The 24,909-nt window shown below is 68.1% G+C and carries 24 protein-coding genes; 7 read left to right on the forward strand and 17 right to left on the reverse strand.

Going from position 1 to position 24,909, the window contains the following annotated elements:
* Nucleotides 1-72: 72 nt before the first annotated feature.
* The 7 genes from uvrD to AC06FB_RS13095 all read right to left on the reverse strand — a co-directional run bounded on the left by uvrD (nt 73) and on the right by AC06FB_RS13095 (nt 7,585).
* Entirely contained in the window at nt 73-2,265 is a 2,193-nt protein-coding gene (uvrD, locus tag AC06FB_RS13065) for a DNA helicase II (RefSeq protein ID WP_074900176.1), read from the reverse strand.
* A gap of 9 nt (nt 2,266-2,274) precedes the next feature.
* Complete coding sequence (locus AC06FB_RS13070) at nt 2,275-3,696, reverse strand: FAD/NAD(P)-binding protein (RefSeq protein ID WP_461289267.1); 1,422 nt, start codon at nt 3,694-3,696, stop codon at nt 2,275-2,277.
* A gap of 69 nt (nt 3,697-3,765) precedes the next feature.
* Nucleotides 3,766-5,184 carry a cardiolipin synthase gene (gene cls, locus AC06FB_RS13075; protein WP_053519935.1) on the reverse strand — a complete coding sequence of 473 codons (1,419 nt, stop codon included), beginning with the start codon at nt 5,182-5,184 and terminating at the stop codon, nt 3,766-3,768.
* Nucleotides 5,185-5,302: 118 nt separating this feature from the next.
* The gene (locus tag AC06FB_RS13080; protein ID WP_263176410.1) at nt 5,303-5,551 is read right to left on the reverse strand and encodes a hypothetical protein; all 249 of its coding nucleotides are present in this window, start codon (nt 5,549-5,551) and stop codon (nt 5,303-5,305) included.
* 483 nt (nt 5,552-6,034) lie between these two features.
* Nucleotides 6,035-6,202, reverse strand: coding sequence for a 50S ribosomal protein L33 (gene rpmG, locus AC06FB_RS13085; RefSeq protein WP_169411268.1), 168 nt, complete (start codon nt 6,200-6,202; stop codon nt 6,035-6,037).
* Between the two features lie 10 nt (nt 6,203-6,212).
* Complete coding sequence (gene rpmB, locus AC06FB_RS13090; protein ID WP_005411638.1) at nt 6,213-6,449, reverse strand: 50S ribosomal protein L28; 237 nt, start codon at nt 6,447-6,449, stop codon at nt 6,213-6,215.
* Between the two features lie 242 nt (nt 6,450-6,691).
* Nucleotides 6,692-7,585 carry a LysR family transcriptional regulator gene (locus AC06FB_RS13095; protein ID WP_053517725.1) on the reverse strand — a complete coding sequence of 298 codons (894 nt, stop codon included), beginning with the start codon at nt 7,583-7,585 and terminating at the stop codon, nt 6,692-6,694.
* Nucleotides 7,586-7,692: 107 nt separating this feature from the next.
* Between AC06FB_RS13095 and AC06FB_RS13100 the strand changes: the two genes are divergently transcribed.
* From AC06FB_RS13100 to AC06FB_RS13125, 6 genes are all read left to right on the forward strand, one after another.
* A complete protein-coding gene (locus tag AC06FB_RS13100; RefSeq protein ID WP_053517723.1) occupies nt 7,693-8,082 on the forward strand; it encodes a RidA family protein in 390 nt (129 codons plus the stop codon).
* 278 nt (nt 8,083-8,360) lie between these two features.
* Nucleotides 8,361-8,696, forward strand: coding sequence for a hypothetical protein (locus tag AC06FB_RS13105; protein ID WP_053517722.1), 336 nt, complete (start codon nt 8,361-8,363; stop codon nt 8,694-8,696).
* Between the two features lie 56 nt (nt 8,697-8,752).
* A complete protein-coding gene (locus tag AC06FB_RS13110) occupies nt 8,753-10,006 on the forward strand; it encodes a TolC family protein (protein ID WP_053517721.1) in 1,254 nt (417 codons plus the stop codon).
* The gene (locus tag AC06FB_RS13115) at nt 10,003-11,208 is read left to right on the forward strand and encodes an efflux RND transporter periplasmic adaptor subunit (protein WP_461289266.1); all 1,206 of its coding nucleotides are present in this window, start codon (nt 10,003-10,005) and stop codon (nt 11,206-11,208) included. The genes AC06FB_RS13110 and AC06FB_RS13115 overlap by 4 nt, the downstream gene beginning before the upstream one ends.
* Before the next feature lie 10 nt (nt 11,209-11,218).
* Complete coding sequence (locus AC06FB_RS13120; protein ID WP_461289265.1) at nt 11,219-14,446, forward strand: efflux RND transporter permease subunit; 3,228 nt, start codon at nt 11,219-11,221, stop codon at nt 14,444-14,446.
* 60 nt (nt 14,447-14,506) lie between these two features.
* Nucleotides 14,507-14,761 carry a BPSL0761 family protein gene (locus tag AC06FB_RS13125; protein WP_128987622.1) on the forward strand — a complete coding sequence of 85 codons (255 nt, stop codon included), beginning with the start codon at nt 14,507-14,509 and terminating at the stop codon, nt 14,759-14,761.
* A gap of 130 nt (nt 14,762-14,891) precedes the next feature.
* Here AC06FB_RS13125 and AC06FB_RS13130 read toward each other — a convergent pair whose 3' ends face one another.
* The 8 genes from AC06FB_RS13130 to AC06FB_RS13165 all read right to left on the reverse strand — a co-directional run bounded on the left by AC06FB_RS13130 (nt 14,892) and on the right by AC06FB_RS13165 (nt 22,165).
* Nucleotides 14,892-16,664: a DUF885 domain-containing protein gene (locus AC06FB_RS13130; RefSeq protein WP_263176498.1), complete on the reverse strand. Its 1,773-nt coding sequence runs from the start codon at nt 16,662-16,664 to the stop codon at nt 14,892-14,894.
* A gap of 243 nt (nt 16,665-16,907) precedes the next feature.
* Complete coding sequence (locus AC06FB_RS13135) at nt 16,908-17,249, reverse strand: lipid-A-disaccharide synthase N-terminal domain-containing protein (protein WP_053517717.1); 342 nt, start codon at nt 17,247-17,249, stop codon at nt 16,908-16,910.
* Nucleotides 17,249-17,971 carry a glycosyltransferase family 2 protein gene (locus tag AC06FB_RS13140; protein ID WP_065174256.1) on the reverse strand — a complete coding sequence of 241 codons (723 nt, stop codon included), beginning with the start codon at nt 17,969-17,971 and terminating at the stop codon, nt 17,249-17,251. The genes AC06FB_RS13135 and AC06FB_RS13140 overlap by 1 nt, the downstream gene beginning before the upstream one ends.
* Nucleotides 17,972-18,060: 89 nt before the next feature.
* Nucleotides 18,061-19,026: an NAD-dependent epimerase/dehydratase family protein gene (locus tag AC06FB_RS13145; RefSeq protein ID WP_065181412.1), complete on the reverse strand. Its 966-nt coding sequence runs from the start codon at nt 19,024-19,026 to the stop codon at nt 18,061-18,063.
* Between the two features lie 29 nt (nt 19,027-19,055).
* Complete coding sequence (locus tag AC06FB_RS13150) at nt 19,056-19,979, reverse strand: ParB/RepB/Spo0J family partition protein (RefSeq protein ID WP_065174254.1); 924 nt, start codon at nt 19,977-19,979, stop codon at nt 19,056-19,058.
* The gene (locus AC06FB_RS13155; protein WP_053517712.1) at nt 19,979-20,776 is read right to left on the reverse strand and encodes a ParA family protein; all 798 of its coding nucleotides are present in this window, start codon (nt 20,774-20,776) and stop codon (nt 19,979-19,981) included. Before AC06FB_RS13155 ends, AC06FB_RS13150 begins: the two co-directional genes overlap by 1 nt.
* A gap of 111 nt (nt 20,777-20,887) precedes the next feature.
* Nucleotides 20,888-21,526 carry a 16S rRNA (guanine(527)-N(7))-methyltransferase RsmG gene (gene rsmG, locus AC06FB_RS13160; protein WP_053517711.1) on the reverse strand — a complete coding sequence of 213 codons (639 nt, stop codon included), beginning with the start codon at nt 21,524-21,526 and terminating at the stop codon, nt 20,888-20,890.
* A gap of 39 nt (nt 21,527-21,565) precedes the next feature.
* Complete coding sequence (locus AC06FB_RS13165; protein WP_461289263.1) at nt 21,566-22,165, reverse strand: 4'-phosphopantetheinyl transferase family protein; 600 nt, start codon at nt 22,163-22,165, stop codon at nt 21,566-21,568.
* A gap of 84 nt (nt 22,166-22,249) precedes the next feature.
* Between AC06FB_RS13165 and AC06FB_RS13170 the strand changes: the two genes are divergently transcribed.
* Nucleotides 22,250-22,501 carry a GlsB/YeaQ/YmgE family stress response membrane protein gene (locus AC06FB_RS13170; RefSeq protein WP_005411656.1) on the forward strand — a complete coding sequence of 84 codons (252 nt, stop codon included), beginning with the start codon at nt 22,250-22,252 and terminating at the stop codon, nt 22,499-22,501.
* Nucleotides 22,502-22,577: 76 nt separating this feature from the next.
* Here AC06FB_RS13170 and xth read toward each other — a convergent pair whose 3' ends face one another.
* Nucleotides 22,578-23,345, reverse strand: a complete 768-nt coding sequence (xth, locus tag AC06FB_RS13175; protein WP_065174252.1) for an exodeoxyribonuclease III — start codon at nt 23,343-23,345, stop codon at nt 22,578-22,580.
* An 81-nt stretch (nt 23,346-23,426) separates the two neighbouring features.
* Nucleotides 23,427-24,836, reverse strand: a complete 1,410-nt coding sequence (locus AC06FB_RS13180) for a coniferyl aldehyde dehydrogenase (RefSeq protein WP_263176531.1) — start codon at nt 24,834-24,836, stop codon at nt 23,427-23,429.
* Nucleotides 24,837-24,909 lie beyond the last annotated feature (73 nt).

Consider the following 24,909-nt stretch of genomic DNA (forward strand, 5'->3'; position numbering starts at 1 on the left):
ATGCTCGGCTGGGTGTTCCCGTGATGGGGTCGGAGCCCTCCCTGCGGGAAGGCTCCGCCCCCCCGACGGGAATCAGATCACCGTCAGGTTGGCGTAGGCCATCACCAGCCACTTGCTGCCGGCGTCGGCGAACTCGACCTGCACGCGGGCGTGGGCGCCGTTGCCTTCGTAATCGGTCACCATGCCTTCGCCGAACTTGGGATGGCTGACCAGCGCGCCGAGCTTGATCGGCGGCAGCTCGATGGCGGCATGCCCCATCACCCGGCTGCTGCCCAGCGACGCGGGACGCGAGACCTGCACCTTCGGCCGCACTTCATGCAGCAGCCCGCGTGGAATCTCACGCAGGAATCGCGAAGGCAGGCTGTAGTTGTCCTGGCCATGGATGCGGCGTGATTCGGCGTAGCACAGCACCAGCTTCTGCCGCGCCCGGGTGATGCCCACATACGCCAGGCGCCGCTCTTCCTCCAGCCGGCCGCTTTCTTCCAGAGAACGCGCGCTCGGGAACAGGCCATCCTCCATGCCGGCCAGGAACACCAGGGGGAATTCCAGGCCCTTCGCCGAATGCAGGGTCATCAGCTGCACGCCGTCCTCGCCGGCCTGCGCCTGGCCCTCGCCGGCCTCCAGCGCAGCGTAGGCCAGGAACGCCACCAGCTCGTCCATGTCCTCGCCCACTTCCTCGATGTCATCGGCACGCCGCACGAAGCGCGAGGCGACCGAGACCAGTTCGTCGAGGTTGTCGGTGCGCGATTCGGAGTCGAGCGAATTGCGGCTTTCCTTGCTCCAGTGCTCACGCAGCTGCGAGCGCGAGAGCACGTGGTCCACGCGCTCGGCCAGGGTCATGTCCCGGGTCTGCGCCTGCAGTTCGTTGACCAGCACCAGGAATCCCGCCAGTGCGTTGCGCGCACGCGCGGCCAGCGCATTGCCCTGGGTGACCAGCATGGTGGCTTCCCACAGCGAAATGCCCTGCGCTCGTGCTTCGCGCCGCACTTCGTCGAGAGTGCGTTCACCGATGCCGCGGGTCGGCGTGTTCACCGCGCGCTCGAAGGCGGCATCGTCGTTGCGGTTGGAGAGCAGGCGCAGGTAGGCCAGCGCGTCCTTGATCTCGGCGCGTTCGAAGAAGCGCATGCCGCCGTACACGCGGTACGGCACCTGCTCGCTCAGCAGGGCTTCTTCCAGCGCACGCGACTGCGCATTGCTGCGGTAGAGCACGGCCACTTCGGTGTAGCTGCCACCATCGCGCACCCACTGGCGGGCACGTTCGACGATGTAGCGGGCCTCGTCCATCTCGTTGTACGCCGCGTACAGGTCGATCGGCTCGCCGTCACCGCTGTCGGTCCACAGCTGCTTGCCGATGCGATCGGGGTTGTGCGCGATCACCGCGTTGGCAGCACCGAGGATGTTGGCCGTGGAGCGGTAGTTCTGTTCCAGGCGGATGGTCTGCGCGCCCGGGAAATCACGCAGGAAGCCCTGCACGTTCTCCACCTTGGCACCGCGCCAGCCGTAGATGGCCTGGTCGTCGTCGCCGACCACGAACACATGGCCGGACTCCCCCGCCAGCACGCGCACGAAGGCGTACTGGATGGCATTGGTGTCCTGGAACTCGTCCACCAGGATCTCGCGGAAGCGGGCGCGGTAGTGCGCCAGCAGGCCGGGATTGTCACGCAGCAGCTCATGCGCGCGCAGCAGCAGTTCGGCGAAGTCGACCAGGCCGGCACGGTCGCAGCGCGCCTGGTACTCGATGTAGGCCTGGCGCATGGTTTCCAGCCACGCATCGTGCGGCTCGGGCTGGATGTGCTGCGGGCGGCGGCCTTCATCCTTCTGTTCGTTGATCCACCACGCGATCTGCTTGGGCGGATGCTTGCTGTCGTCGATCTCCAGTGCCTGCACCACGCGCTTGACCAGCCGCAGCTGGTCGTCCGAATCCATCACCTGGAAACCTTCGGGCAGCTTCGCGTCCTGCCAGTGCAGGCGCAGCAGGCGGTTGGCCAGGCCGTGGAAGGTACCGATCCACATGCCACGGCTGCCATGCGGCAGCTGTGCGTCGATGCGGTGGCGCATCTCGCCGGCGGCCTTGTTGGTGAAGGTCACCGCGAAGATGCCATGGGTCGGCACGCCTTCGACTTCATGCAGCCAGGCGATGCGGTGGGTAAGTACGCGGGTCTTGCCGGAACCGGCACCGGCCAGCACCAGGTGGTGGCCGGGGGGAGCGGAGACGGCTTCGCGCTGGGCCGGGTTCAGGCCATCAAGCAGGTGGGAGACATCCATGCCCCCATTTTACGGCATCGCCGTCGCGGCTCCTGCGACCACCTGGGTGGCCAGTGCCTGCGCCTGCTGGCGCAGTTCAGGCACCGCCAGGCTTTCCCACAGGCTGCCGATGCGCAGGCTGCCAAGTACGCCCAGCCGCGCCTGCGGCTGGCCGCCGGCGCTGCGCACGCGGTCGCCGGGCACCGTGCTGTCCAGGCCCAGCCCATGCGGCCCGGGACGGGCCAGGCCATCGGCCTGAAGCTGCTGCAGCAACGGATTGCGCAACGCGGTGGCGCGGGTCTCCACACCGGTGGCGTTGATCACACCCCCGATCGTCCACTGCTGCGGGTGTCCGGCCACATCGTGGCCCGACAGCTGCAGCGCATCGCCCTCACGCCAGACCCGATCCAGGCGTGCGCGATGCACGCGCAGCTGACCGCTGGCCTGCAATGCGCGCAACTGTGCATCGACCTCTTCGGCGATGCGATGGCGATGTACATCCCAGTAGCGAACCACATGGCGCAGGAACCGCCGCTGGTCGGCCTCGTCGAGGCTGCACCACAGCGCCTGCCCATGCGGACGGAGGCGGTCCATCACGCCCTGCCAGGGCAGGCCATCCGCCTCGGCCCGGCGCACCTGCCGGCGCAGCGTGCGCAGGCGCTGGCGCAGCGTCATCGGCAGCAGGGGGGCGGGGTCGAAATCCGGCAGGCCCGCGTGCGCGTGCGGCAGCGGCAGCAGGCCGTGACGGGAAATCACATGCAGCGGGCCGGTGTGACCGGCCGCGACCAGCGCCAGCACCGTATCAGCCATGCTCAGACCGGAACCGACGATGGCCAGCGCGTGCGCGCCTGCCAACGCGCGCACGCCGTCGTAGTCCCAGGCTTCGACCACGGTGTCGGCAGGCAGTCCATCGGCACCGGCCACCGGCAGCGGACGCATGCTGTTGCCGGTGGCGAGCACCCCCTGCGCGGCGTGCCATGTGTGGCCATCGCCCAGCTGCAGGCGGTAACCGGAGTCATCCGGAGCGAGGCCCCGCACCGGCTGCGCGATCACCTGCAGCTGCGCCGGGCTGGCCGCAACCGCCTCCTGCAGACGCTGCTGCAGGTACGCGGCGAAATGATGGCGGCCGACATAACGCTCGCCCAGCACCTCGCGCGTCTCGCCCGGGTAGGCGTTGACGGCCATCAGGTAATCGAGGAAGTCAGCCGGCTGCTCGGCGAACGCACTCATTTTCGCCGCCGGCACATTCAGCAGGTGCTCCGGCCACGGCGTGGCATAGGCGATGCCCTGGGCCAGCTGCGAGGCGGGTTCGAAGATGGCCAGCGCCAGTGGCGACCGGGCCTGGCGCAGCACCTGGATCGCCACCAGCACCCCGGCCGCACCACCACCGATGATCGCCAGGTCCAGTTCGCCATTACACGGTGAATCAGTCATGTGCCGATTGTAGGCCATCGGCCATGACGGGCCGGAGTGCCGCCGCGTGCGCAATGATCGAGACCGCTCGAGCTCCGGCGCACCGGTTCACATCAACGCGTCGGCCAGGCGTGCGATGCCTTCGCGGCTGCGGCGCCAGGCAGGACGCTTGCGCCACTGCTGCAGATCGAGCTGGCGCGACTGGCGCAGGTAATCGTCTTCAATGGCACACAGCTGCGTCACCAGCACGCGGTCGTAGCAGACCAGGCCGATCTCGGCATTCAGCGCGAACGAGCGGATATCCATGTTGATCGAGCCGAGCACCGCGATGTCTTCATCCACGCTCATGTGCTTGGCGTGCAGGAACTGCGGCTCGTACAGGGCAATGCGCACGCCACAGCGCAGCAACTCGTCGTAGTAGGCCTCCTGCGCCCAGGCGGTCAGCCGCTGGTTGTTGCTGGCCGACAGGATCAGCTGCACCTGCACCCCGGACAGCGCGGCGATGCGCAGCGCGCTCAGGGTCGCTTCGTCCGGCACGAAGTACGGGGTGACCATCACCAGCCGCCGGCGGGCCAGATGGATCAGTGCGGCGACGGCATCACGCGCGTTGCTGTACGGATAGGCCGGCCCGCTGGGCAGCAGTTGGGTGGCAACATCGTCGCTGCACTCGGGTACGTCGGCAATGACGTCCAGGCGCTGGCCGGTCTCGATGTACCAGTCGCTGGCGAACACGGCTTCCAGGTGTGCCACCGCCGGGCCGCGCACACGCGCCACCAGCTCGCGGTTGGGATGGCCTGGCACGAACTCCGGCCGTGCCAGGTTCTGCGAACCGATGTAGCCCACTTCGTTGTCGATCACCGCAATCTTGCGATGGTTGCGCAGGTCCATGCGGCCGCTGCGGCGCCAGCGCAGCCCGCCGGGCAGCATCGCCCGCACTTCGATATCGCGCGCCTGCAGGCGCTTGCGGTAGGCGCGCAGGCCACGCTTGGCGCCCACCGCGTCCAGCAGCACCCTGCACTGCACGCCGCGGGCGGCGGCACGCTGCAGCGCCTCGACGATGGCCTCGCCCACCGAATCGTCGAACATCAGGTAGTACAGCAGGTGCACGCGGTCTTCGGCCTGGTCGATGTCGGCGATGAGCGTGTGCAGCGATTCGTCGTAATCGGTGAGCAGATCGACGGCGTTGCCGTGCACCGGCATGAAATCGCCCTGTCGCTGCACCAGCGGCACGATTTCCGCACTGGCCGTATCCGGTTCCGGCTTCCAGCGCAGGCGGCGCTGCAGCGCCTGCTCTTCGCGGATGACCTGCGAGGCCTCGGCCTGGCGGCGGATGCGCTCGCGCGACAGCCACGGGTGGCCGAACAGCAGATACAGCGGCAGGCCCAGCAGCGGCACGAAACCGACCAGCAGCAGCCAGCTGCGGGCCGCGCCCGGCGTGGTGCGGGTCGGAATCCAGCACAGCGCGACCAGCCGGATCAGCCAGTCGATCAGCAGCAGATACGATCCCAGCAACCACTCAACCAGCATCGCGTCGTCCGTCGGCAGGTGATGGGCCATTCTGCCCAGCAGGGTGTGTAGAGTCGAGCTTGCTCGACTGCCTCAGCGCAGCCGGGCACGGGCTCGGCTCTACAAGGGAGGGCGGGCCTCAATGCCGCACCGGCACCTCGCTCAGCTGGCGAACCGATTCGGCGTGGCGGCGGCCGTTGAGCGCCATGCAGGCAATGGCCTGCGCCGCCCGCTCCAGCTGTGCCTCCGGCAGCGTCGGCGGTGCGCCGTTGGCCAGTGCCAGGTGGTGGTCGCACAGCAGCAGCGCCATGCCCTCGATGCCTTCCAGCATGCGCTGCAGGCGCAGCCAGCCCAGTTCCAGGTCCTGCCGGTGTGATGGGGTGTTCATGCAGCCTCCTTCAACGGATCTGGCCACCGGTGAAGGTGGCGGACGATGCGTGGTTGCAATACCGGGAAGCAATCAATGAGCAAACGAACCGGCGGGCGCGAGGCCCCCACGCACCGTCCGCCATAGAGGCGGATAGGTCACCAACCGTCGCCGGAGGGATCTCCGGCGACGGCGGGCGAGTCTACTCATGATTGACTTCACGGGATTGCAAGCCCGGCCACTGCAACCGCAGCGGCTTGCCATCATGGGCGCGGCAGGGCCCGTCGTTCCAATCGATTTGAACCGCGCGAACTGCCGGAACCGGTAGGAAGAATCACTTATCGCATTCGGCCCATGATTCCGCGCACTGCGCCATAGGCGACAGCCTGCGCAGGGAGTACGGCCGTGCCGGCCAAGGGCCGACACCCACCAGACCAGACGACAGGCAAGAAAAAACCCGCCACAAGGGCGGGTTTCTTCGCGGGGACCAGCAATCCGTGCGGATTACTTGATCTTGCCTTCCTTGTACAGGACGTGCTTGCGCACGACCGGATCGTACTTCAGGAATTCCATCTTCCCCGGGGTGTTCTTCTTGTTCTTGTCCGTGGTGTAGAAGTGGCCGGTACCGGCCGAGGAAATCATACGGACCTTATCGCGCTTGCCTGCCATGATGCTTTACTCCTCAGACCTTTTCGCCGCGCGCACGCAGCTCAGCCAGAACGGAATCGATGCCGTTCTTGTCGATGGTGCGCAGTGCATGCGCGGAAACACGAAGCTTGACCCAGCGGTTCTCGCTGGCCACCCAGAAACGGCGCTCGTGCAGATTCGGCAGGAAACGACGACGGGTCTTGTTGTTGGCGTGCGAGACGTTGTTACCCGTCTGCACTCGCTTGCCGGAAACCTGGCATACGCGGGACATTGCGCACCTCGATAGTAGTTGTTGTCAGCCCGTAGCCCGGGAGACGGCGGCCTCGGTGGTTGCCCACCACACGTCAAGAGAATCAAAGGGTTACGCTGGCGTTGGGCGGCCGGGGACGTGCTCCCGGGGGCGCCGCCCGGCACGAAACCGGACACAGCGAGCCGCGCATTATGCATGCAATCAAGGCCTTGCGCAAGTTACCCACAGGAGCGGCCGGGCGTGGGCTCGGCCCTGCGGGTCCATCACCCCAGCGCTTCCACCACCCAGTCGATGAATACCCGCAGGCGCTGGCTCATGTGCCGGTTCGGCGCAAACATGATGTGCATCGGCATCGACGGCAGCTGCCAGGCCTGCAGCAGCGGCAGCAGTTCACCGCGTGCCACGTGCGGCTCGGCCATGTAGCTGGGCAGGGCGACCACGCCCAGCCCGGCCAGGCCGGCGGCGAGATAGGCATTGCCGTCATCGAAGCCGACCGTATGGCGGCCCTGCACCTGGACGGTCTCATCGCCGCGCCGCGCGGCGAAGACCCGCGCCCGCCCGCTGCGTGGGCTGAGCAGCCCAACCATGTGGTGCTGCGGTCCCTCCAGCGCGCGCGGATGCTCCGGCAGACCAAAGCGCTGCACGTAGTCCGGGCTGGCGTGGAAGCCGATCGGCAGCTCGCCCAGCGGCCGTGCCACCAGGGCCGGGTCGGCCGGGGTGCCGCCACGGATCACGCAGTCGACGTTGTCGGCGATGACGTCGACCTCGCGGTCGCTGACGCCGATGTCCAGCTGGATCTCGGGGTAGCGCGCCTGGAAGTCCGGCAGTGCCGGCACCAGCCGCAGCCGCGCATAGGGCCCGGGCACGTCGATGCGCAGGCGGCCGCGCGGCTGCACGGCGGCATCGCCCAGGCCACCCTCGACCTCTTCCAGCTCGGCCAGCAGGCGGGCAATGCGGGGGTAGTAGGCCGCACCATCGGCGGTGACGCTGACCCGCCGCGTGGTGCGGTTGAGCAGGCGCAGACGCAGGTGCGCTTCTAGCTGCTGCACCAGCTGGGTCACCGTGGTGCGACTGATCTGCAGGGTCGTCGCGGCACGGGTGAAGCTGCCGGTCTCCACCACACGGGCAAAGGCGCGCATGGCCTCGAAGCGGTCCATCGGCGATCCGATTGTTTGGGTTGTGCGATCAATCTAGTCCGATCATCGCGGTATATCCAGACAACAATCGCGAGCAGGATGGCGGTTCTTCCCATCAGGCCCTTCCCATGTCACACCGCGATGTCGTTTTCCCCGTTGGCCGCCAGGCCCTGTATGACCGCAACCGCTACTCTCCGGCGATCCGGTCCAATGGCTTCCTGTTCGTCTCCGGGCAGGTCGGCAGCCGCGAGGATGGCTCGCCCGAACCGGACTTCGAGGCGCAGGTCCGTCGCGCCTTCGACAATCTCAATGCGGTGCTGGCCGCCGCAGGCTGCACGTTCGATGACGTGATCGACGTGACCGTGTTCCTGGTCGATCCGGAGAAGAACTTCGAGAAGGCCTGGGCGATCGTGCCCGAGTACTGGGGCGAGGCGCCGCACCCCACCCTGACCGGTATCGGCGTGACCTGGCTGTACGGCTTCCAGTTCGAGATCAAGGTGATCGCGAAACTGCCGTGACCCGGGTAGTGCCGGCCGCTGGCCGGCAATGCGATGGGATCAGAGCCCTTTCCAGAGAAAAGGGATCTGACCCCAGCGGCGAAAAGCGTGTCGACCAAGGTCGACACCTACCAGAGCACATGTGCGCGACGCACCCGAACGGCGGGTTGGGTCAGAGCCCTTTCCGGAGGAAAGGGATCCGACCCCGCGCCCGCCCAGCTGAACGGGAGATTCCGACGAATTCCCGAAGTGGCCATTGATATTGTATCCGGCGAAAACCGCTTGCTAGCCTCCCCTCCATGCGCCGGATCGCCCGCCACCTACGCTCGTACCTGCTGATGCTGCTGATGGCGGCATTCGTGGTCGTGCCGGTGGCCGACGCGCTGGCGTGCGCGGTGGAACCGCATGCCAGCGTGGCACATGTGGAGTCGGCGGCCGATGACACCGCAGGCGACAGTGACAGCAAGCACACCGGTGCCTGCACGCATAACCACTGCCACCATTCCACCTCCAGCCTGCCGGCGAACACCTTCGCCGCCTTCGATGCGCCGCTGCCGGCGCGCTGGATGACGGCCGGCGATGCGACGGCCTACGCCGTCGCCCAGGATGAACTGACGCGTCCCCCCCGGGCGTGAGCTGAGCGCGTCCCGCTGCTGCGGGCTCCCGTTTCACTCACAACCGGAATCCCCCTATGTCGATCCTGACACCACGGTCGCCGCGTGCGGCCGGGCTGGTCGTCGCCGTGTTGCTGGGCCTGGCCCCGGCGGCATCGGTGATGGCGCAAGCTGCTCCTTCCTACGACACCCTGCTTGAACGACTGGACCAGCTGCCCGGCGCCCGTGTGGGCTCGGCGCTGGCCGAGGCTGCCGACGCCCGCGCCGACCAGGCCCGTGCGCTGCCCAATCCTTCCCTTTCCTGGTCGGCCGAGAACGCGTGGGGCACCGGCTCCTACGGCGGCATGGGCAAGGCCGACAGTGTGCTCAGCCTGTCCCAGCCGCTGGAGGTCTGGGGCCAGCGCGGCGCGCGCGTACGTGCCGCCCGTGCCGAGGCCCAGGCCGCCAATCTGCGTGGCGCGCAAAGCCGCAGTGATGTTGCCGGCCAGCTGGCCGCGGCCTACGCACAGGCAGAGAGCGCATTGCGCCGCTACACCCTGGCCGAAGAGGCGCTGGCCCTGACCCGCGACGATGCCAAGGCCGTCAATGCCATGGTCAGGCAAGGGCGTGAACCGCAACTGCGTGCGGTGCAGGCGCAGAGCGAGGTGGCCAATGCCAGCGCCGCGCTGGACGAGGCGCAGGCCTTCCGCGACGCCGCGCTGGCGCGCCTGGCCGGCGCGGCGCTGCTGGATTCGCCGGTGCAGTCGATCGACAGCAGCCTGCTCGACCGCGCACCTCCGCTGCCACGCGGCGCCACCGATGCCGCACTCGCGGTGCGTATCGCCGAAGCCGAAGCCGATGCGGCCGGCCGGCTGGTGGACGTCGAGCGCAAGCGGGCGCTGCCCGACCTGAGCCTGACCGCCGGACAGACCCGCTTCCGCGAAGGCGGCGAACGCGCTTACACGCTCGGCGTCAGCCTGACCGTGCCGTTGTTCGACCGCAACCGGGGCGGCATCCGTGCCGCCAGTGCCGACCAGCGCGCGGCCGAAGCCCGCCTGGACCAGCAACGCCGCGACAGCGAGGCCGGACGGCTGTCGGCCATTGCCGGGCTGAAGGCTGCCAGCAGCCGCACCCGCGCCGCCGATGAAAGCGTGGTGGCGGCCGAGGAAGCCTATCGGCTGGCCCGCGTCGGCTTCGATGCCGGACGCATCTCGCAGCTGGAACTGCGCAGCACGCGCAGCGCGCTCATTGCCGCCCGCGGCACCGCGGTGGATGCACGCCTGTCGCGCGTCGCCGCGGAAATCGATCTTGCCCGCCTCGAGGGGCGCGCACCCTTTATGGAGGCCCCATGACACTGTCCCGTTCCTTTCCCCTGCTTGGCGGCGTCGTGCTGGCCGTTCTCCTCGCCGGCTGCGCCGGCAACGCACAGACACCGGAAACAGCCGATGCCACTGCAGCCAAAGCCGGCAGCGATGACGGCCACGGGCACGCAGCCGACAGCCCGGACGCCAAGGCCGAGGCTACCAAGGCACCGGCCGACGCCGACGAAGGCGTGGTGCAGCTGACGCCGGAACAGATCAAGGCGTCCGGTATCGAAGTGGTGGCCGTCGGACGCGGTGGTGGCGGCTCCACCCGCCTGTCGGGCCGTGTCGAACCATCGGTGGGCGCACGTGCCTCGGTGGCGTCCACCGTGAGCGGTCGCGTCGAACGTGTGCTGGTGGCACCAGGCACAGCGGTGAAGCAGAACCAGGCCCTGGTGATCGTGGTCAGCGGCGAAGCCGCCGTGTTCCGCGCCAACGCTCTGGCCGCATCGGCCGAAGCCGAGGCGGCACGCCTGGCCTACGGCCGCGACAAGGCGCTGGTCGAACAGGGCGTGGTCGCCCGCCAGGAGCTGGAAGCATCGCGCGCCCGTTCGCTGGCCGCACAGGCGCAGGCGACTGCCGCACAGGCGCAGGCCGCGGCCAACGGTGCGCCCGATGCCAGTGGCCGCGTGCGCATCACCAGCCCGGTGACCGGCATCGTCGGCAACGTCCAGGTCACTCCAGGCGGCGTGGTCGCCGCAGGCAGCGCGGTGGCCGATGTCGCCGATCCGGCGATGAACGAACTGGTGTTCACCGCACCGCCTGCGCTGGCCGCGCAGGTCACCCCGGGAATGACGCTGGACGTCACGGTGCCGGGCGGCAGCTTCACCGCCACGGTCACCGGCTCTGCGGCCGACGTGCGCCAGCAGGGCGGCGTGGCGGTCATCCGCGCGACGCCGGTGGAGGCGGCCTTGCCGCCGGCCGGTTCGCCGGTGTCGGCCAGGGTGGTCACCGAAGGCCGGGACGGTGCACTGAGCGTGCCAGCCGATGCCGTGCAGAACGTCGACGGCAGCAGCGCCGTGTTCGTCGCCGTGGAAGGCGGTTTCAAGGCACAGCCGGTGCTGGCCGGCCGTCGTGCCGGTGATCGCATCGAGATCCTCGGTGGACTGAGCGGCAACGAGCGCATCGTCGGCACCAATGCCTTCCTGCTCAAGGCCGAACTGGCCAAGGGCGAAGCCGAGCACGGCCACTGAGGAGGCGACCATGTTCAAGCTCATCATTGAATCAGCGGTGCGCTTCCGCTGGCTGGTGGTGTTCCTGGCGGCGCTGATCGCGGCCTGGGGCCTGTTCCAGCTGGGCAAGCTGCCGATCGACGCCGTGCCGGACATCACCAACCGCCAGGTGCAGATCAACACGGTGGCACCTGCGCTGACACCGGAACAGATCGAGCGGCAGGTGACCTACCCGCTGGAAACCGCGCTGGCCGGCATTCCCGGCCTGACCACCACCCGTTCGCTGTCGCGCAACGGCTTCTCCCAGGTCACCGCGATCTTCACCGACGCGACCGACATCTACTTCGCCCGCCAGCAGGTGGCCGAGCGCATGCGTGAAGCGGCGGAAGATCTGCCCGATGGCGCATCGCCGCTGCTGTCGCCGGTCACCACCGGCCTGGGCGAGGTGCTGATGTGGACGGTGGACTTCACCCCGTTCGATCCCGCCCGGCTGGCCAGACCGGGGGATGCGGGCTGGCAGGCCGGCGAGGTCTACCGGACGCCGGAGGGCAGCCTGCTGCGCACGCCGGAAGAACGCGCCACCTACCTGCGTACGGTGCAGGACTGGATCATCGCGCCGCAGATGCGCTCCAGCCCAGGATTGGCTGGCGTCGATACGGTCGGCGGGTACGTGAAGGAGTACGGCGTGCACCCGGACACTGCCAGGCTGGCTGCGCATGGCCTGGGCCTGGCCGACCTGGTCACGGCACTGCAGCGCGCCAACGTGCAGGCGGGTGCCGGTTTCGTGCAGCGTGCCGGCGAAGGCCTGGTGGTACGTGCGGACGGCCTGGCACTGACCACTGATGATCTGGCGCAGGCCCCCGTTGCGACCCGCAACGGCGTGGTGGTGCGCGTGGCCGACGTGGCCGATGTCGATCTCAGCCGTGCACCGCGCCTGGGCGCGGCCAGCCGCAATGGTCACGAGGCCGTGCTCGGTACCGCCTTGATGATCGCCGGTGGCAACAGCCGCACCGTCGCGCAGGCGGCAGCGGCGCGCCTGGAGCAGGTCAACAGGTCGTTGCCGGCCGACATCGTGGCCGTGCCGGTGCTGGACCGCAGCGTGCTGGTGAACTCCACCATCAGAACCGTGGCAAAGAACCTCACCGAAGGTGCGCTGCTGGTGGTGGTGGTGCTGTTCCTGCTGCTGGGCAACCTGCGCGCGGCAACCATCACCGCGCTGGTGATTCCGCTGTCGTTCCTGTTCGCCGTGATCGGCATGAACCGCTTCGGCATCAGCGGCAATCTGATGAGCCTGGGTGCGCTGGATTTCGGCATCCTGGTGGACGGTGCAGTGATCGTGATCGAGTCGACGCTGCTGATGCTGGGCCAGCGCCGCGCCGAACTGGGCCGTGCGCTGACCGCGATGGAACGTCTGCGCGTGGCGGCGGAGTCGGCGCGGAAGATGGCGCGTCCAGCGGCGTTCGGCCAGTTGATCATCCTGCTGGTGTTTGCGCCGATCCTGACCCTGGAAGGCGTGGAAGGAAAAACGTTTCATCCGATGGCCGCCACGTTCATGCTGGCTCTGGTGGGTGCCTTCCTGTTCTCCTTCACCTTCGTGCCGGCCATGGCTGCGCTGCTGGTGCGCGAGCCGAAGCTGAAGGAAAGCGGGGCGCACGCCGATGACGGCGAACACGAAACACGCCTGATCCGCGTGCTGCGCGCACGCATCGAACCGGTGATCCGCAAGGCGGTGGACCACCCGCGCTCGGTGCTGGCCGGCGCGGTGATGATGGTGGTGATGGGCATCGGTTCGTTCTCGCTGCTGGGCCGCGAATTCATGCCGACGCTGGATGAGGGCAATGTGGCGATGCAGGCGTTGCGCGTACCGTCGACCTCGCTGGAGCAGTCGCTGGCGATGCAGCTGGCGCTGGAAAAGGCGATTGCCGGGCAACCGGAAGTGGAAACCGTGTTTTCGCGCACCGGTACCGCTGAAGCCGCGATCGACCCGATGCCAACCAACATCTCCGACAGCGTGATCGTGCTGAAGCCGCGCAAGGAGTGGCCCGATCCGACGCTGGACAAGGAGGCGCTGGTGGCGCGCTTCGAGGCGCTGGCCGGGCAGCAGCTGGGCAACAGCTTCGAGTTCAGCCAGCCGATCGAGCTGCGCTTCAACGAGCTGATCTCCGGCGTGCGCACCGACCTGGCGGTGATGATCTTCGGCGATGACTTCAGCCAGCTGCAGAAGGTGGCCGACCAGGTCGCGTTGAAGCTGCGTGCGGTGGACGGTGCGGCTGACGTGCGGGTGGAGCAGATTTCCGGCCTGCCGACCCTGAACGTGAAGATCGACCCTGTCGCCGCCGCGCAGTACGGGCTGACCGCTGCGGACGTAAGCGATGCACTGGCCACCGGCATCGGTGGCACGGCGGCCGGCAAGATCTTCGAGGGCGACCGACGCTTCGACGTGGTGGTGCGGCTGGACGATGCCGCACGCAACGATCCGGACCAGCTGTCATCGCTGCCGATTGCCACACCGGCCGGACTGGTCATTCCGCTGTCCTCGGTGGCCCGCATCACGGTCAGCGAGGGACCGAACCAGATCAGCCGCAACAATGGCAGCCGCCGGGTGGTGGTGCAGGCCAATGTGCGCGGCCGCGACCTGGGCGGCTTCGTCGGCGAAGCGCAGGCAGCGGTGGCCGACGTGGCGCTGCCGCCGGGCGCCTATCTCACCTGGGGTGGCCAGTTCGAGAACCTGCAGCGCGCGGAAAAGCGCCTGGCAACGGTGGTACCGGTCGTGTTCCTGCTGATCGGCAGCCTGCTGTTCATGGCCCTGCGCAGTGGCAAGGAAGCCGTGCTGGTGTTCAGCTGCGTGCCGCTGGCGCTGGTCGGCGGCATTCTCGCCCTGCTGCTGCGTGGCATGCCCTTCTCGGTATCGGCGGCGGTCGGCTTCATCGCCGTGTCCGGCGTGGCCACGCTGAACGGCCTGGTGTTGATGCAGGCCATCCGCGAGCGGCTCGATGCCGGTGACCTGCCCCTGCAGGCGGCAATCAACGGTGCCGCCAGCCGGATCCGCGCGGTGCTGACCACGGCACTGGTGGCGATTGTCGGCTTCATCCCGATGGCGATCGCCAGTGGCTCCGGTGCGGAGGTGCAGAAACCGCTGGCGACGGTGGTGATCGGTGGCCTGATCACGGCGACCGCGCTGACCCTGCTGGTGCTGCCGACCTTCGCTGCGCGCGTGGCCAGGCCTCGGCCGGCCAACGTGGCCGGCACGTCGCACTGAGGCCCTTCTGGCCCGGCAGGGATGTACCTGCCGGGTCGATCACCTGCAAGGAGACGTTGCATGACCACACCGCAGGACCGCACCCGCCACCTGGTCCAGGCCGGCGCCTTCCTGATCGAACTGGCCGACAACGCCGGGCTGCCGATGGATATCCGGGCCGAAGCGCATCGCCTGCTGCGTCACTACCCTACGGTCAGCGAGATCCGGATGATGGCGCAGCTGGAGAACAATACGGCGATCTTCAAGGTGCCGTTGATCGCCGACGCCTTCGAGCGCGAATGGGTGGATCGCTACACGCGCGGTGCGCATCGATGAAGACGCGGCGGGGCCGGGGTTCCTGGAGGAAACCCGGCCCCGTCTGCCGCGCTTCGCGCTCGCCGGGCGTGGCCCGGCGCTACCACCGCGCATTCCGGTAGCGCCGGGCCATGCCCGGCGGCATTTCGGATCAGGCCTGCTTGCGCTGCGCGATATAGGCCTGGATCTGCTGTTCCAGTACCGGCAGCGGCACCGACCCCTGCTTGAGCACGGCGTCATGGAAACCCTTGACGTCGAACTTGTCGCCCAGCTCCTTCTCGGCCTGCGCGCGCAGGCGCACGATGGCGATCTCGCCGAGCTTGTAGCTCAACGCCTGGCCCGGCCAGGAGATGTAGCGATCCACTTCGGTGGTCACTTCGTGCTCGCTCAGCGCGGTATGGTCACGCAGGTAGGCGATGGCCTGTTCCCGGGTCCAGCCCTTGCTGTGCACCCCGGTATCGATCACCAGGCGTGCCGCGCGCCACATCTCGTAGGTGAGGCGACCGAAATCCTCGTAGGGGGTTTCATAGATGCCCATCTCCACGCCCAGCTTCTCGCTGTACAGGCCCCAGCCTTCGCCGTAGGCGGAGATGTAGGCGTTGCGGCGGAACTCGGGCTGTTCGCCCTGTTCGGCGGCGAGCGCGCCCTGCAGGGCATGACCGGGATCGGACTCGTGCAGGGTCAGCGCTGGCAGGTTGTACAGCGGCCGCGCCGGCAGGTTGTAGGTGTTGAGCCAATAGGTGCCCATGCCACCGCGGCCTGCGGTCCAGAATGGCGCGATGTCCGGCGGCACCGGCACGATGGTGAAGCGCGCGCGCGGCAGTGTCATGTACTTGCCGATGACACCATCGATGCGCTTGGAGATCCACGCCGCCCGATACAGCAGCTCGTTCGGGGTCTTGGCGTAGAACTGCGGATCGGTGCGCAGGAAGGTCAGGAATTCGCCGAAGCTGCCCTTGAAGCCGACCTGCTGGATGATGTCGTTCATCTCCTTCTGGATGCGCGCGACTTCGCCCAGGCCGATGCGATGGATCTCATCCGGCGACAGGTCCAGCGTGGTGTATTCGTGGATCTGCTGCCTGTAGAACGCCTTGCCCTCCGGCATCGCTTCGGCCGCCAGGGTGGTACGCGCCTGCGGGACGTACTCATTGACGAAGAAGGTACGCAGCTGCTGGAAGGCCGGCACCACCTTGCCGCTGATCGCCGCACGGGCCTGCGCCTGCAGCTGCGCCTGCTCGGCCGCCGGAATGCTGGCCGGCAGCTTCTTGAACGGCGCGTACAGCGGCGACTCGGTGGGGTCCTTCAGCTCGGCGACGGTGGCGATGGAGACCTCGCGCCCGTCAAGCACCGCGCGGGGCACGCTGAAACCCCGCTTGAGTCCGGCGCGCATGTTCTCGGTCTGCTGGTCGAAATAGCGCGGCACATCGTCCAGGCGTGCGATGTAGTTACGGAAGTCCTGCGCGGTCTTCATCTCGCGCCGGGCCATGAACGAGAGATTGGACCAGAACGAGGAATCGGAGTTGAACGGCATCTCGTAGGCCCGCAGACGCACCTCCTCGGCGAGGTTGAACACCTGGTCGCGGTAGATCGCGTAGTTCACCTGGTTGTCGGCGCTGAGTGTCTTCGGGTCGATCTTCTTCAGCTCGGCCAGGGTCTGGTCCCAGACCTTCAGGCGCGCCTGCTGCGCGGCCGCGCCCACATCGGGCAGCCGCGTGGCGTTGGCCGGCGCGTCGCCATCCTCGCTGGCTTCACCGCCCCCGGCCTGGCGCCACTTCCATTCCTTTTCGTACAGCGCGCGGAAGGCGGCATCGGCCGCCGATTCGGTGGTCGCAGGGGCGGACGCCGCGAGCGCGGGCGGAGCCGCCACGACGGCAGCCGGAGCGGACAGGGCGATGAGCAGGGCAACGGCAAGACGGGTTTTCACGAGCACAGGTTCCCGGGAAGGCAGACGCCGATCATGGCACCGCCGGACAGCCGGGGCATGGTTCAAAAGTCCTGCCTGCGCTGCAGGACCGGTAGCGCGGAGAACGGACACCTCCGCCGGGCATGGCCCGGCGCTACCGGCGTTCGATCCCGCCCAGGTGCCGCCTCAACGGTTGGATCGGTAGCGCGGGGCCATGCCCCGCGAGCGCGCAGCGCGGAGAACGGACACCTCTCCGGCGCTGCCTCAATGGCTGGCTTTGTCCCGCTTCCAGCCGCGATGGCGGATGTCCAGGTGCAGGCTGTACAGCGCGGTGAACGCCGGGAACAGGTTCTGCAGCACACCTACCGAATCCTGCTTGGCCGAGAACAGGAAGTAGCTCAGCGTCATCAGGCTGCCGATCACGCTCATGTACCAGAACAGGCGCGGGATGACCGGCTTGCCGGCACGCCGGGAGGCGATGAACTGGACCAGCCAGCGGCCGCCGAACATCAGTGCGCCGGTATAGCCGATCAGCTTCCAGCCCGTCACATGCAGGCCGGTCCAGAACAACCAGGTCAGCGGCTGGTCGAGCCAGTGCAGCGCCATCATCGTTCTTCCACCGCGGTACGCCTGCTGCGGGTGATCAGCCAGGCAACGCCCCGCAGGTCGCGGATGCCGACCAGCGCACGGCCGAGGTTGTTGTACTTGGAGACGCCAGCGGTACGGTGACGATGGTTGACCGGCACGCTGGTGGTCTTCCAACCGGCACGCTGCATCAGCGCCGGCAGATAGCGGTGCATGTGGTCGAAATACGGCAGGTCGAGGAAGGCTTCGCGCTCGAACAGCTTGATGCCGCAGCCGGTGTCGGGCGTATCGTCGCGCAGCATGCGCGCCCGGATGCGGTTGGCCCAGCGACTGGCCCAGCGCTTGCTGCCGCTGTCCTGGCGGTTGACGCGCCAGCCGGCAAACAGCTTCACCTGCCCGTCGGCAGCATCGCGGGCCGCCAGCAGCTTGGGGATGTCGGCCGGATCGTTCTGGCCATCACCATCCAGGGTGGCGATCCACGGCGCACGGGCATGCTTGACACCGGTGCGCACCGCTGTGCTCTGCCCGCTCTGCTCGACGTGGTGCAGCACCCGCAGCTCCGGCGTGGTGGCTTTCAGGCCCTGCAGCACCGCCAGGCTGTCATCGCGGGAGTGATCGTCGACATAGACGATCTCGAACGGCAACCGGCCCCGCAGTGCCGCGACGATTTCGGCGATCAGGGGCGCGACATTGTCGCGCTCGTTGAATACGGGGACGACAACGGAAAGCTCGGGTTGGCTCATGGGTCACTCGGCCAAGAGGGGACAAAGACCGCGCATTCTCCGAAGCCGAGGTTATCCGAAGATGAATCCGGCTGTGTGAGGATTGCTCCTCAGGCGCGATCGCCGAAATACTCGCGGCACCACTGGACGACGGGCGGCAGCCCCTGCTCGATCGGGGTCACCGCATCGAAGCCGAATGCGTCATGTGCGCGGCGGGTGTCGGCCATCGTGCGGACCATGTCGCCCGGCTGCATCGGCTTGTAGACCTTCTGCGCAGGGCGGCCGGCGGCCTGCTCGATGACGCTGATGAAGCGCTCCAGCTCGACCGGCGTATGGTTGCCGAGGTTGAATACCCGATGCGGTACCGGACCATCGGCCGGGTGCGCGAGCGCGCCGAGGATACCCGACACGATGTCGGAGACATGTGTGAAATCGCGCTGCATGCGCCCCTGGTTGAACACCTCGATCGGGCGCCCGGCCAGGACGGCACGCGAAAACAGCAGCGGCGCCATGTCCGGCCGTCCCCACGCGCCGTACACGGTGAAGAAGCGCAGGCCGGTGGCATGCAGGCCATACAGCTGCGCGTAGGTGTGCGCCATCAGCTCGTTGGCAGCCTTGGTGGCCGCGTACAGCGAGCGCGGCTGATCCACGCGCTGGTCCTCGGAGAACGGCGGCGTGGCCGAATCGCCGTACACCGAACTGCTGGAGGCGTAGACCAGATGCTGCACGCCGCGGTGGCGGCACAGTTCCAGGATATTGACGAAGCCGACCAGGTTGCTGTCGACGTAGGCCTGCGGATTCTCCAGCGAGTAGCGCACCCCGGCCTGCGCGGCCAGATGGATCACCGCGCTCGGCTGCAGTTCGTCGAACAGCGCGGCCAGGCCTTCACGGTCGGTCAGGTCAAGCGTGCGCAGATCCAGCGTGGGGCACAGCGCGGCCACGCGGTCCCGCTTGATCTGCGGGTCGTAGTAGTCGTTGAAGTTGTCCAGGCCCACCACCGGCTGGCCCGCCTCCAGCAGCGCGCGGGCGGTGTAGGCACCGATGAAGCCGGCAGCGCCGGTGAGCAGGATGGTCATTGCAGGTCTATGTCCACGTGCCGAGCGACTCAGCCCTGGCGGGTCCGCAGCTTTTCCAGCACGCCGTCGAGGGTATCCAGATCGGTGTAGTGGATGATCAGCTTGCCCTTGCCGCCGCGGCCGTGGCTGATCGCCACCTTGGTCCCCAGCGACTCGGACAGTTCGGTTTCCAGCGAGGCGATGTCGGCCTGCTGCACCTTCGGCGCGGCCGCCGGGCGGTTGCTCGGCACCTTGCCGGCGGCGAAGGCCTGCGCGCGGCGCTCCACTTCACGCACCGACCAGCCTTCATCGGCCGCTTCCTGCGCCAGCTTGCCGGCCAGTTCCGGGGCCAGGGTCAGCAGCGCGCGGGCGTGGCCCATTTCCAGGCGGCGGGTTTCCAGCAGCAGGCGGATGGCCACCGGCAGTTCCAGCAGGCGCAGCAGGTTGGACACCGCCGCGCGCGAGCGGCCGACGGCCTCGGCCGCCTCGGCATGGGTCAGGGTGAACTCGCTGATCAGGCGCTGCAGCGCCTCGGCTTCTTCCAGCGGGTTGAGGTCTTCGCGCTGGATGTTCTCGATCAGCGCCATCGCGATGACGGTGCGGTCTTCCAGTTCGCGCACCACCACCGGCACTTCGTCCAGACCGGCCAGCTGCGAGGCGCGCCAGCGGCGTTCGCCGGCGACGATCTCGAAGTTGCCCGCCGGCAGCTGACGCACCAGGATCGGCTGGATCACGCCCTGCGACCGGATCGAGTCCGCCAGTTCGGACAGCTTGCCCTCGTCCATTTCGCGACGCGGCTGGTACTTGCCCGGCTGCAGCTGGCCGACCGGCAGCTTGCGCAGCACCTCACCCGGCAACGGTTCGATCACCGCGGTGGTGGCCTGCACCTGGCTGACCGCTCCCTTCGGACCGAGCAGCGCATCCAGGCCACGGCCGAGGCCTCGCTTCTTGGCTGCCGGCTTGCTGCTGGTCATCAGACGGTCTCCACGGCCTTGGTGGCCTTGTTGCGTTCGTTGTTGCGACGGATGATCTCGCCGGCCAGGCCCAGGTAAGCCACGCCGCCGCGCGAGGCGCGGTCGTAGCCGACGATGCTCTGGCCGTGGCTGGGCGCTTCAGCCAGGCGCACGTTGCGCGGCACGATGGTACGGAACACGCGGTCGCCGAAGTGTTCGGTCAGTTCGGCCGATACGGCGTTGGCCAGGTTGTTGCGCACATCGAACATGGTACGCAGCACGCCCTCGATCTCCAGCGCCGGGTTCAGGCTGGCGCGCAGCGCCTCGATGGTTTCCACCAGCGCACTCAGGCCTTCCAACGCGTAGTACTCGCACTGCATCGGCACGATCACCGAATCGGCGGCGGCCAGTGCGTTGAGCGTCAGCAGTGAAAGCGCCGGCGGGCAGTCGATCAGGATGTAGTCGTACTCGTCGCGGATCGGCGCCAGCGCCCGCTTCAGGCGCTGCTCGCGCTCGCCCTGCGCCATCAGCTGGATTTCGGCTGCGGTCAGGTCGATGTTGCCGGGCAGCAGGTCGTAGCCTTCCGCGGTCTGCACACGCACGTCGGCGGCGGTGTTCTCGCCCAGCAGCAGGTCGCAGGTGGACGCCGCCAGCTCACGCTTGTCCACACCACTGCCCATGGTCGCGTTGCCCTGCGAATCCAGGTCGACCAACAGCACGCGCTTGGGTGCGTTGGCCAGGGAAGCGGCCAGGTTGACGGCGGTCGTGGTCTTGCCGACGCCACCCTTCTGGTTGGCGATGGCGATGATGCGGGCCATGCGGGTGTGCCTCGTCGACGGATGCTGGGACCGGTCATTATGCGTACAACCGGGCCCGGGCGGAAATCGTGGATCGCCAACCCCTTGTCGCGCAAAGGGTTGGCGGCGGGATCAGGGGCCTGTAACGGTGACCAGGTGGCGCTCGCCCGCCAGGCCGGGCACGCTCAACGGGGCCACGTCGCGCACCTGCCAGCCTGCCGGCAGTGCGGCGATCTCTTCATGCGGGTAGACGCCCTTCATCGCCAGCAGCACGCCGCCAGGACGCAGCAGGTGGCCACCGACGCGGATGATGCCGGCCAGCGTGTCCATCGCGCGGGCGGTCAACTGATCGTAGTGGCCGGCCTCGTCCAGCGCTTCGGCGCGCGACTCGGCCACGCGGGCATTGCCCAGGCCGAGCTGGCGCACGGCCTCGCGCATGAAGCGGGCCTTCTTGCCGTTGCTCTCGACCAGGGTGACCTGCAGACCCGGGCAGGCGATCGCCAGCGGGATACCGGGCAGTCCAGGACCGGTACCGAGGTCGGCCAGGCGGCCATCGGCCACGAACGGCTGCATGGCCAGCGAATCGAGCAGGTGACGGGTGACCATCTCCTGCGGGTCGCGGATGGCGGTGAGGTTGTAGGTGCCGTTCCAGCGGTGCAGCAGGCCCAGGTAGCGCAGCAGCGGCGGCGCCAGTGCGGCGTCCAGGCCCATGCCGGCCAGGCCCTGCTCCAGCGTGGCGGTCACGCCGGCGGGGAGTTCGTGTTCGCTCATGCCGCCATTATCGCCCGTTTCCCGGGCTGATTCGCCGCTTCATTGCGGATACCAGGCCAATGCGGCGCGGAACTGGCCGCTGGCCTGCCATTCGTGCAGATGCCACTGCCGGGCATCACCCAGCGCAGGGTCGCACCAGCGCAGGTGCAGGGCGCCGTCGACACCTGGCGCCAGCTGCAGGCGATGCAGGCCGAACGAAATGCCCTGCCCGTGTGCCTTCAGCAGCGCCTCCTTGGCGCACCAGACACGGAAGAACCAGTGTTCGCGTTCCGCGGCGTCCAGGCCCTGCAGCCAGGCCACCTCTTGCGGATGGAAGAAGCGCTGCACGATCTCCAGCAGGCGTGGGCGCGGGCGCAGCAGTTCCAGGTCCACGCCGAGCCGTACACCTTCACCCAGCGCCACCAGCAGCACGTCGCCACTGTGACTCCAGCCCGTGCCGTGGTCGGCCAGCGCACCGGTCAGCTCGGGTCGGCCCTTGTCGTCGCGGACCAGCGGCAGTGCCTCCGGCGCGAGATCCAGCGCCTGTGCCAGCACCTGCCGGGCCTGCGGCTCACCGCGCTGGCCCGGCACATGTGGCCGCCGCCAGACCGTCACGGGCCCGAAGCGCCAGGGGCCATCCAGGGTGGCTGGCAAGCTCATCCGCACGCAACCGTCACGCGATTGCACGACGGGTTCACAGCCATGCGCGTCAACTGGTCACGGTTTTCCACCGGAGGTTCGATCATGGGCATCATCATCTGGCTGATCGTCGGCGGCATCGTGGGCTGGCTGGCAAGCATCATCATGAAGCGCGATGCGCAGCAGGGCATCATTCTCAACATCGTGGTCGGCATTGTCGGCGCGCTGATTTCCGGCTGGCTGTTCGGCGGCGGCATCAACGAAGCGATCACCATCCGTACCTTCCTGTTCTCGCTGATCGGTGCGGTGATCCTGCTGGCGATCGTCAACCTGTTCACCCGCAAGAGCATACGTTGATCCGACGGGCAGCGCCGGGCATGGCCCGGCGACTGCCACCGACCGCTGCGCTCGCCGGGCACGGCCCGGCGCTACCTCACCCCAACTGCACCCAGGCCGGCGCGTGGTCGCTGGGGCGCTCCCAGGTACGTGGCTCGCGGTCGATGCCGGACGCCACGGCGCCGCCCTTGAGCGCATCGGAGACCAGGGTGAGGTCGATGCGCAGGCCCAAATTGCGGCGGAAGCCCGCCGCGCGGTAATCCCACCAGCTGAACGTGCCGGCTTCCTCGTTGTGCAGCCGGAAACCGTCGTGCAGGCCCAGCTGCAGCAGCTTGTTCAGCGCGCCGCGCTCGGCGGTGGAGGTGAGGATGTGGTTCTCGTTCCACACCTCCGGATCATGCACGTCGCGGGCGTCCGGGGCGATGTTGAAGTCGCCCAGCACCACCAGCTTCGGGTGCCGCTGCAGTTCCTCGCCGATCCAGGCGTGCACGGCCTCCAGCCAGCGCAGCTTGTACGCATACTTGTCGGTGCCGACGTCCTGGCCGTTGACCACATACAGGTTGATCACCCGCAGGTCGCCAAAGGTGCCGGCGATGACGCGCTTCTGCTCGTCCTCGAAACCCGGAATGCCGATCTGCACGTCCTGCGCCGGCTCGCGTGACAGCAGGGCCACCCCGTTGTAGGTCTTCTGGCCGGCGAATACGCTGCGGTAGCCGGCGCCGATCAGCGCCGCATCCGGGAACTTGTGGTCCTCCAGCTTGGTTTCCTGGATACCGACGATGTCCGGGCCGAACTCCTTGAGCCACTGCTCCAGGTGCGGCAGGCGGACATTGAGCGAATTGACGTTCCACGAGGCGATCTTCATGGGGGGCATTCTACCCGGGCCTGCTTTGGTAGGCGCCAACCTTGGTTGGCACCTACCAGTAGAGCCACGCCATGCGTGGCTTCACCGCAGCAGCAGCTTCAACATCCCCGCAATCTTCGAATACGGCGGCCGCAGCCTGTCGCTGGCCGCCCAGCGCGACTGCCACAGCACCGGCAACCGCTTGCTCATCGCATCGAACCCGGCGCGGCCGTGGTACGCGCCCATGCCGCTGGCGCCCACCCCGCCGAACGGCAGGCCATCGGCGGCGAAGTGCAGCAGCGTGTCGTTGACCGTCACTCCCCCGGCCACCACGTTGGCGAGAATGCGCTCCACGGTGGCGCGGTCGTGGCTGAAGGGATACAGCGCCAGCGGCCGGTCGCGGGAGAGAACGTCGACCAGCGCCGCATCCAGATCCGGGTAGGCGCGCACCGGCAGGATCGGCCCGAAGATCTCCTCGCGCATCAGGTCCAGATCGTCCGGCGGGTCCAGTACCACGGTCGGTACCAGCAGGCGCTCGCGGCCGGCGCGAGCCTCATCCACGTGCGCCAGCGGAATCACCGGCACCCCGCGTTGCCGCGCCTGTGCCAGATAGCCCTGCAGGCGCTGGTACTGGCCTTCGTTGATGATGCGCGTGTAGTCGCCGGCCTCGCTGAAGTCACCATAGCGCTCGCGTACCTGCTGCTGCAGCGCCTGCACGAACTCGCGCTGACGCGCGCTATCGATCAGCACGTAATCCGGCGCGATGCAGGTCTGGCCCGCGTTGAACCACTTGCCGGTGGCCAGCCGTGCGGCGGCTTTGTCCAGCGGGAAATCACGGCAGACGATGGCCGGCGACTTGCCGCCCAGTTCCAGCGTGACCGGCACCAGATGTTCGGCCGCAGCCGCCATCACCTTGCGGCCCACGGCCGTCGAGCCGGTGAACAGCAGATGGTCCAACGGCAGCGACGACACCGCCGCCGCCACGTCCGCACCACCCTGCACCACCGCCACCCGATCGGGCGGGAACACACTGGCCAGCAGATCGGCCAGGAACGCGCTGGTGCGCGGGGTATGTTCGGACGGCTTCAGCAACACATGGTTGCCGGCAGCGATGGCGGTGGCCAGTGGCACCAATGCCAGCGTAACCGGGTAGTTCCACGGCGAGATCACCCCGACCACGCCCAACGGCGTCGGCCGCAGCTGCGCGCGCGCCGGCCACAACTTCCATCCCGCCGATGCCCGCTGCGGCTTCGACCAGCGCCGCAGGTGGCGCCGCAGGTGGTCGATGGCCGACAGCACGCTCATGCCATCGGCCAGTTTCGATTCAACGTGGGCGCGATGGCCGAAGTCCTCGGCGATGGCCTGGGCCATTTCATCCAGACGCGGCTTCAGCGCCTCGCGCAGGCGGCGCAGGTCGGCTTCGCGCTGATCCAGCGACGGGCGCTGCGACTGCCAGGCGCTGCGCAGGGTGTGCAGGAGGTCGGGGAGGTCGGCTGGGGCGGTGGTGGTCATGGGCCGACTATACGGGGTGCGGCACTGTCCGACGGAGTCAGATACCTTTCGCGCGCGAAAGAGATCTGACCCT

It is taken from the genome of Stenotrophomonas sp. Steno-C15 (assembly GCF_056393265.1).

Bases quoted from the DNA above. Each gene is read 5' to 3' on its own strand.
- AC06FB_RS13100 (WP_053517723.1), top strand. From the start codon at position 7,693: ATGTCACACCGCGATGTCGTTTTCCCCGTTGGCCGCCAGGCCCTGTAT.
- AC06FB_RS13115 (WP_461289266.1), top strand. From the start codon at position 10,003: ATGACACTGTCCCGTTCCTTTCCCCTGCTTGGCGGCGTCGTGCTGGCC.
- AC06FB_RS13095 (WP_053517725.1), bottom strand. From the start codon at position 7,585: ATGGACCGCTTCGAGGCCATGCGCGCCTTTGCCCGTGTGGTGGAGACC.
- rsmG (WP_053517711.1), bottom strand. From the start codon at position 21,526: ATGAGCGAACACGAACTCCCCGCCGGCGTGACCGCCACGCTGGAGCAG.
- AC06FB_RS13150 (WP_065174254.1), bottom strand. From the start codon at position 19,979: ATGACCAGCAGCAAGCCGGCAGCCAAGAAGCGAGGCCTCGGCCGTGGC.
- AC06FB_RS13110 (WP_053517721.1), top strand. From the start codon at position 8,753: ATGTCGATCCTGACACCACGGTCGCCGCGTGCGGCCGGGCTGGTCGTC.
- AC06FB_RS13105 (WP_053517722.1), top strand. From the start codon at position 8,361: ATGCGCCGGATCGCCCGCCACCTACGCTCGTACCTGCTGATGCTGCTG.
- AC06FB_RS13135 (WP_053517717.1), bottom strand. From the start codon at position 17,249: ATGGCGCTGCACTGGCTCGACCAGCCGCTGACCTGGTTGTTCTGGACC.
- AC06FB_RS13140 (WP_065174256.1), bottom strand. From the start codon at position 17,971: ATGAGCCAACCCGAGCTTTCCGTTGTCGTCCCCGTATTCAACGAGCGC.
- AC06FB_RS13165 (WP_461289263.1), bottom strand. From the start codon at position 22,165: ATGAGCTTGCCAGCCACCCTGGATGGCCCCTGGCGCTTCGGGCCCGTG.
- AC06FB_RS13120 (WP_461289265.1), top strand. From the start codon at position 11,219: ATGTTCAAGCTCATCATTGAATCAGCGGTGCGCTTCCGCTGGCTGGTG.
- cls (WP_053519935.1), bottom strand. From the start codon at position 5,184: ATGCTGGTTGAGTGGTTGCTGGGATCGTATCTGCTGCTGATCGACTGG.
- AC06FB_RS13180 (WP_263176531.1), bottom strand. From the start codon at position 24,836: ATGACCACCACCGCCCCAGCCGACCTCCCCGACCTCCTGCACACCCTG.
- AC06FB_RS13070 (WP_461289267.1), bottom strand. From the start codon at position 3,696: ATGGCCTACAATCGGCACATGACTGATTCACCGTGTAATGGCGAACTG.
- uvrD (WP_074900176.1), bottom strand. From the start codon at position 2,265: ATGGATGTCTCCCACCTGCTTGATGGCCTGAACCCGGCCCAGCGCGAA.
- AC06FB_RS13145 (WP_065181412.1), bottom strand. From the start codon at position 19,026: ATGACCATCCTGCTCACCGGCGCTGCCGGCTTCATCGGTGCCTACACC.
- AC06FB_RS13170 (WP_005411656.1), top strand. From the start codon at position 22,250: ATGGGCATCATCATCTGGCTGATCGTCGGCGGCATCGTGGGCTGGCTG.
- AC06FB_RS13080 (WP_263176410.1), bottom strand. From the start codon at position 5,551: ATGAACACCCCATCACACCGGCAGGACCTGGAACTGGGCTGGCTGCGC.
- xth (WP_065174252.1), bottom strand. From the start codon at position 23,345: ATGAAGATCGCCTCGTGGAACGTCAATTCGCTCAATGTCCGCCTGCCG.
- AC06FB_RS13125 (WP_128987622.1), top strand. From the start codon at position 14,507: ATGACCACACCGCAGGACCGCACCCGCCACCTGGTCCAGGCCGGCGCC.
- AC06FB_RS13155 (WP_053517712.1), bottom strand. From the start codon at position 20,776: ATGGCCCGCATCATCGCCATCGCCAACCAGAAGGGTGGCGTCGGCAAG.
- rpmB (WP_005411638.1), bottom strand. From the start codon at position 6,449: ATGTCCCGCGTATGCCAGGTTTCCGGCAAGCGAGTGCAGACGGGTAAC.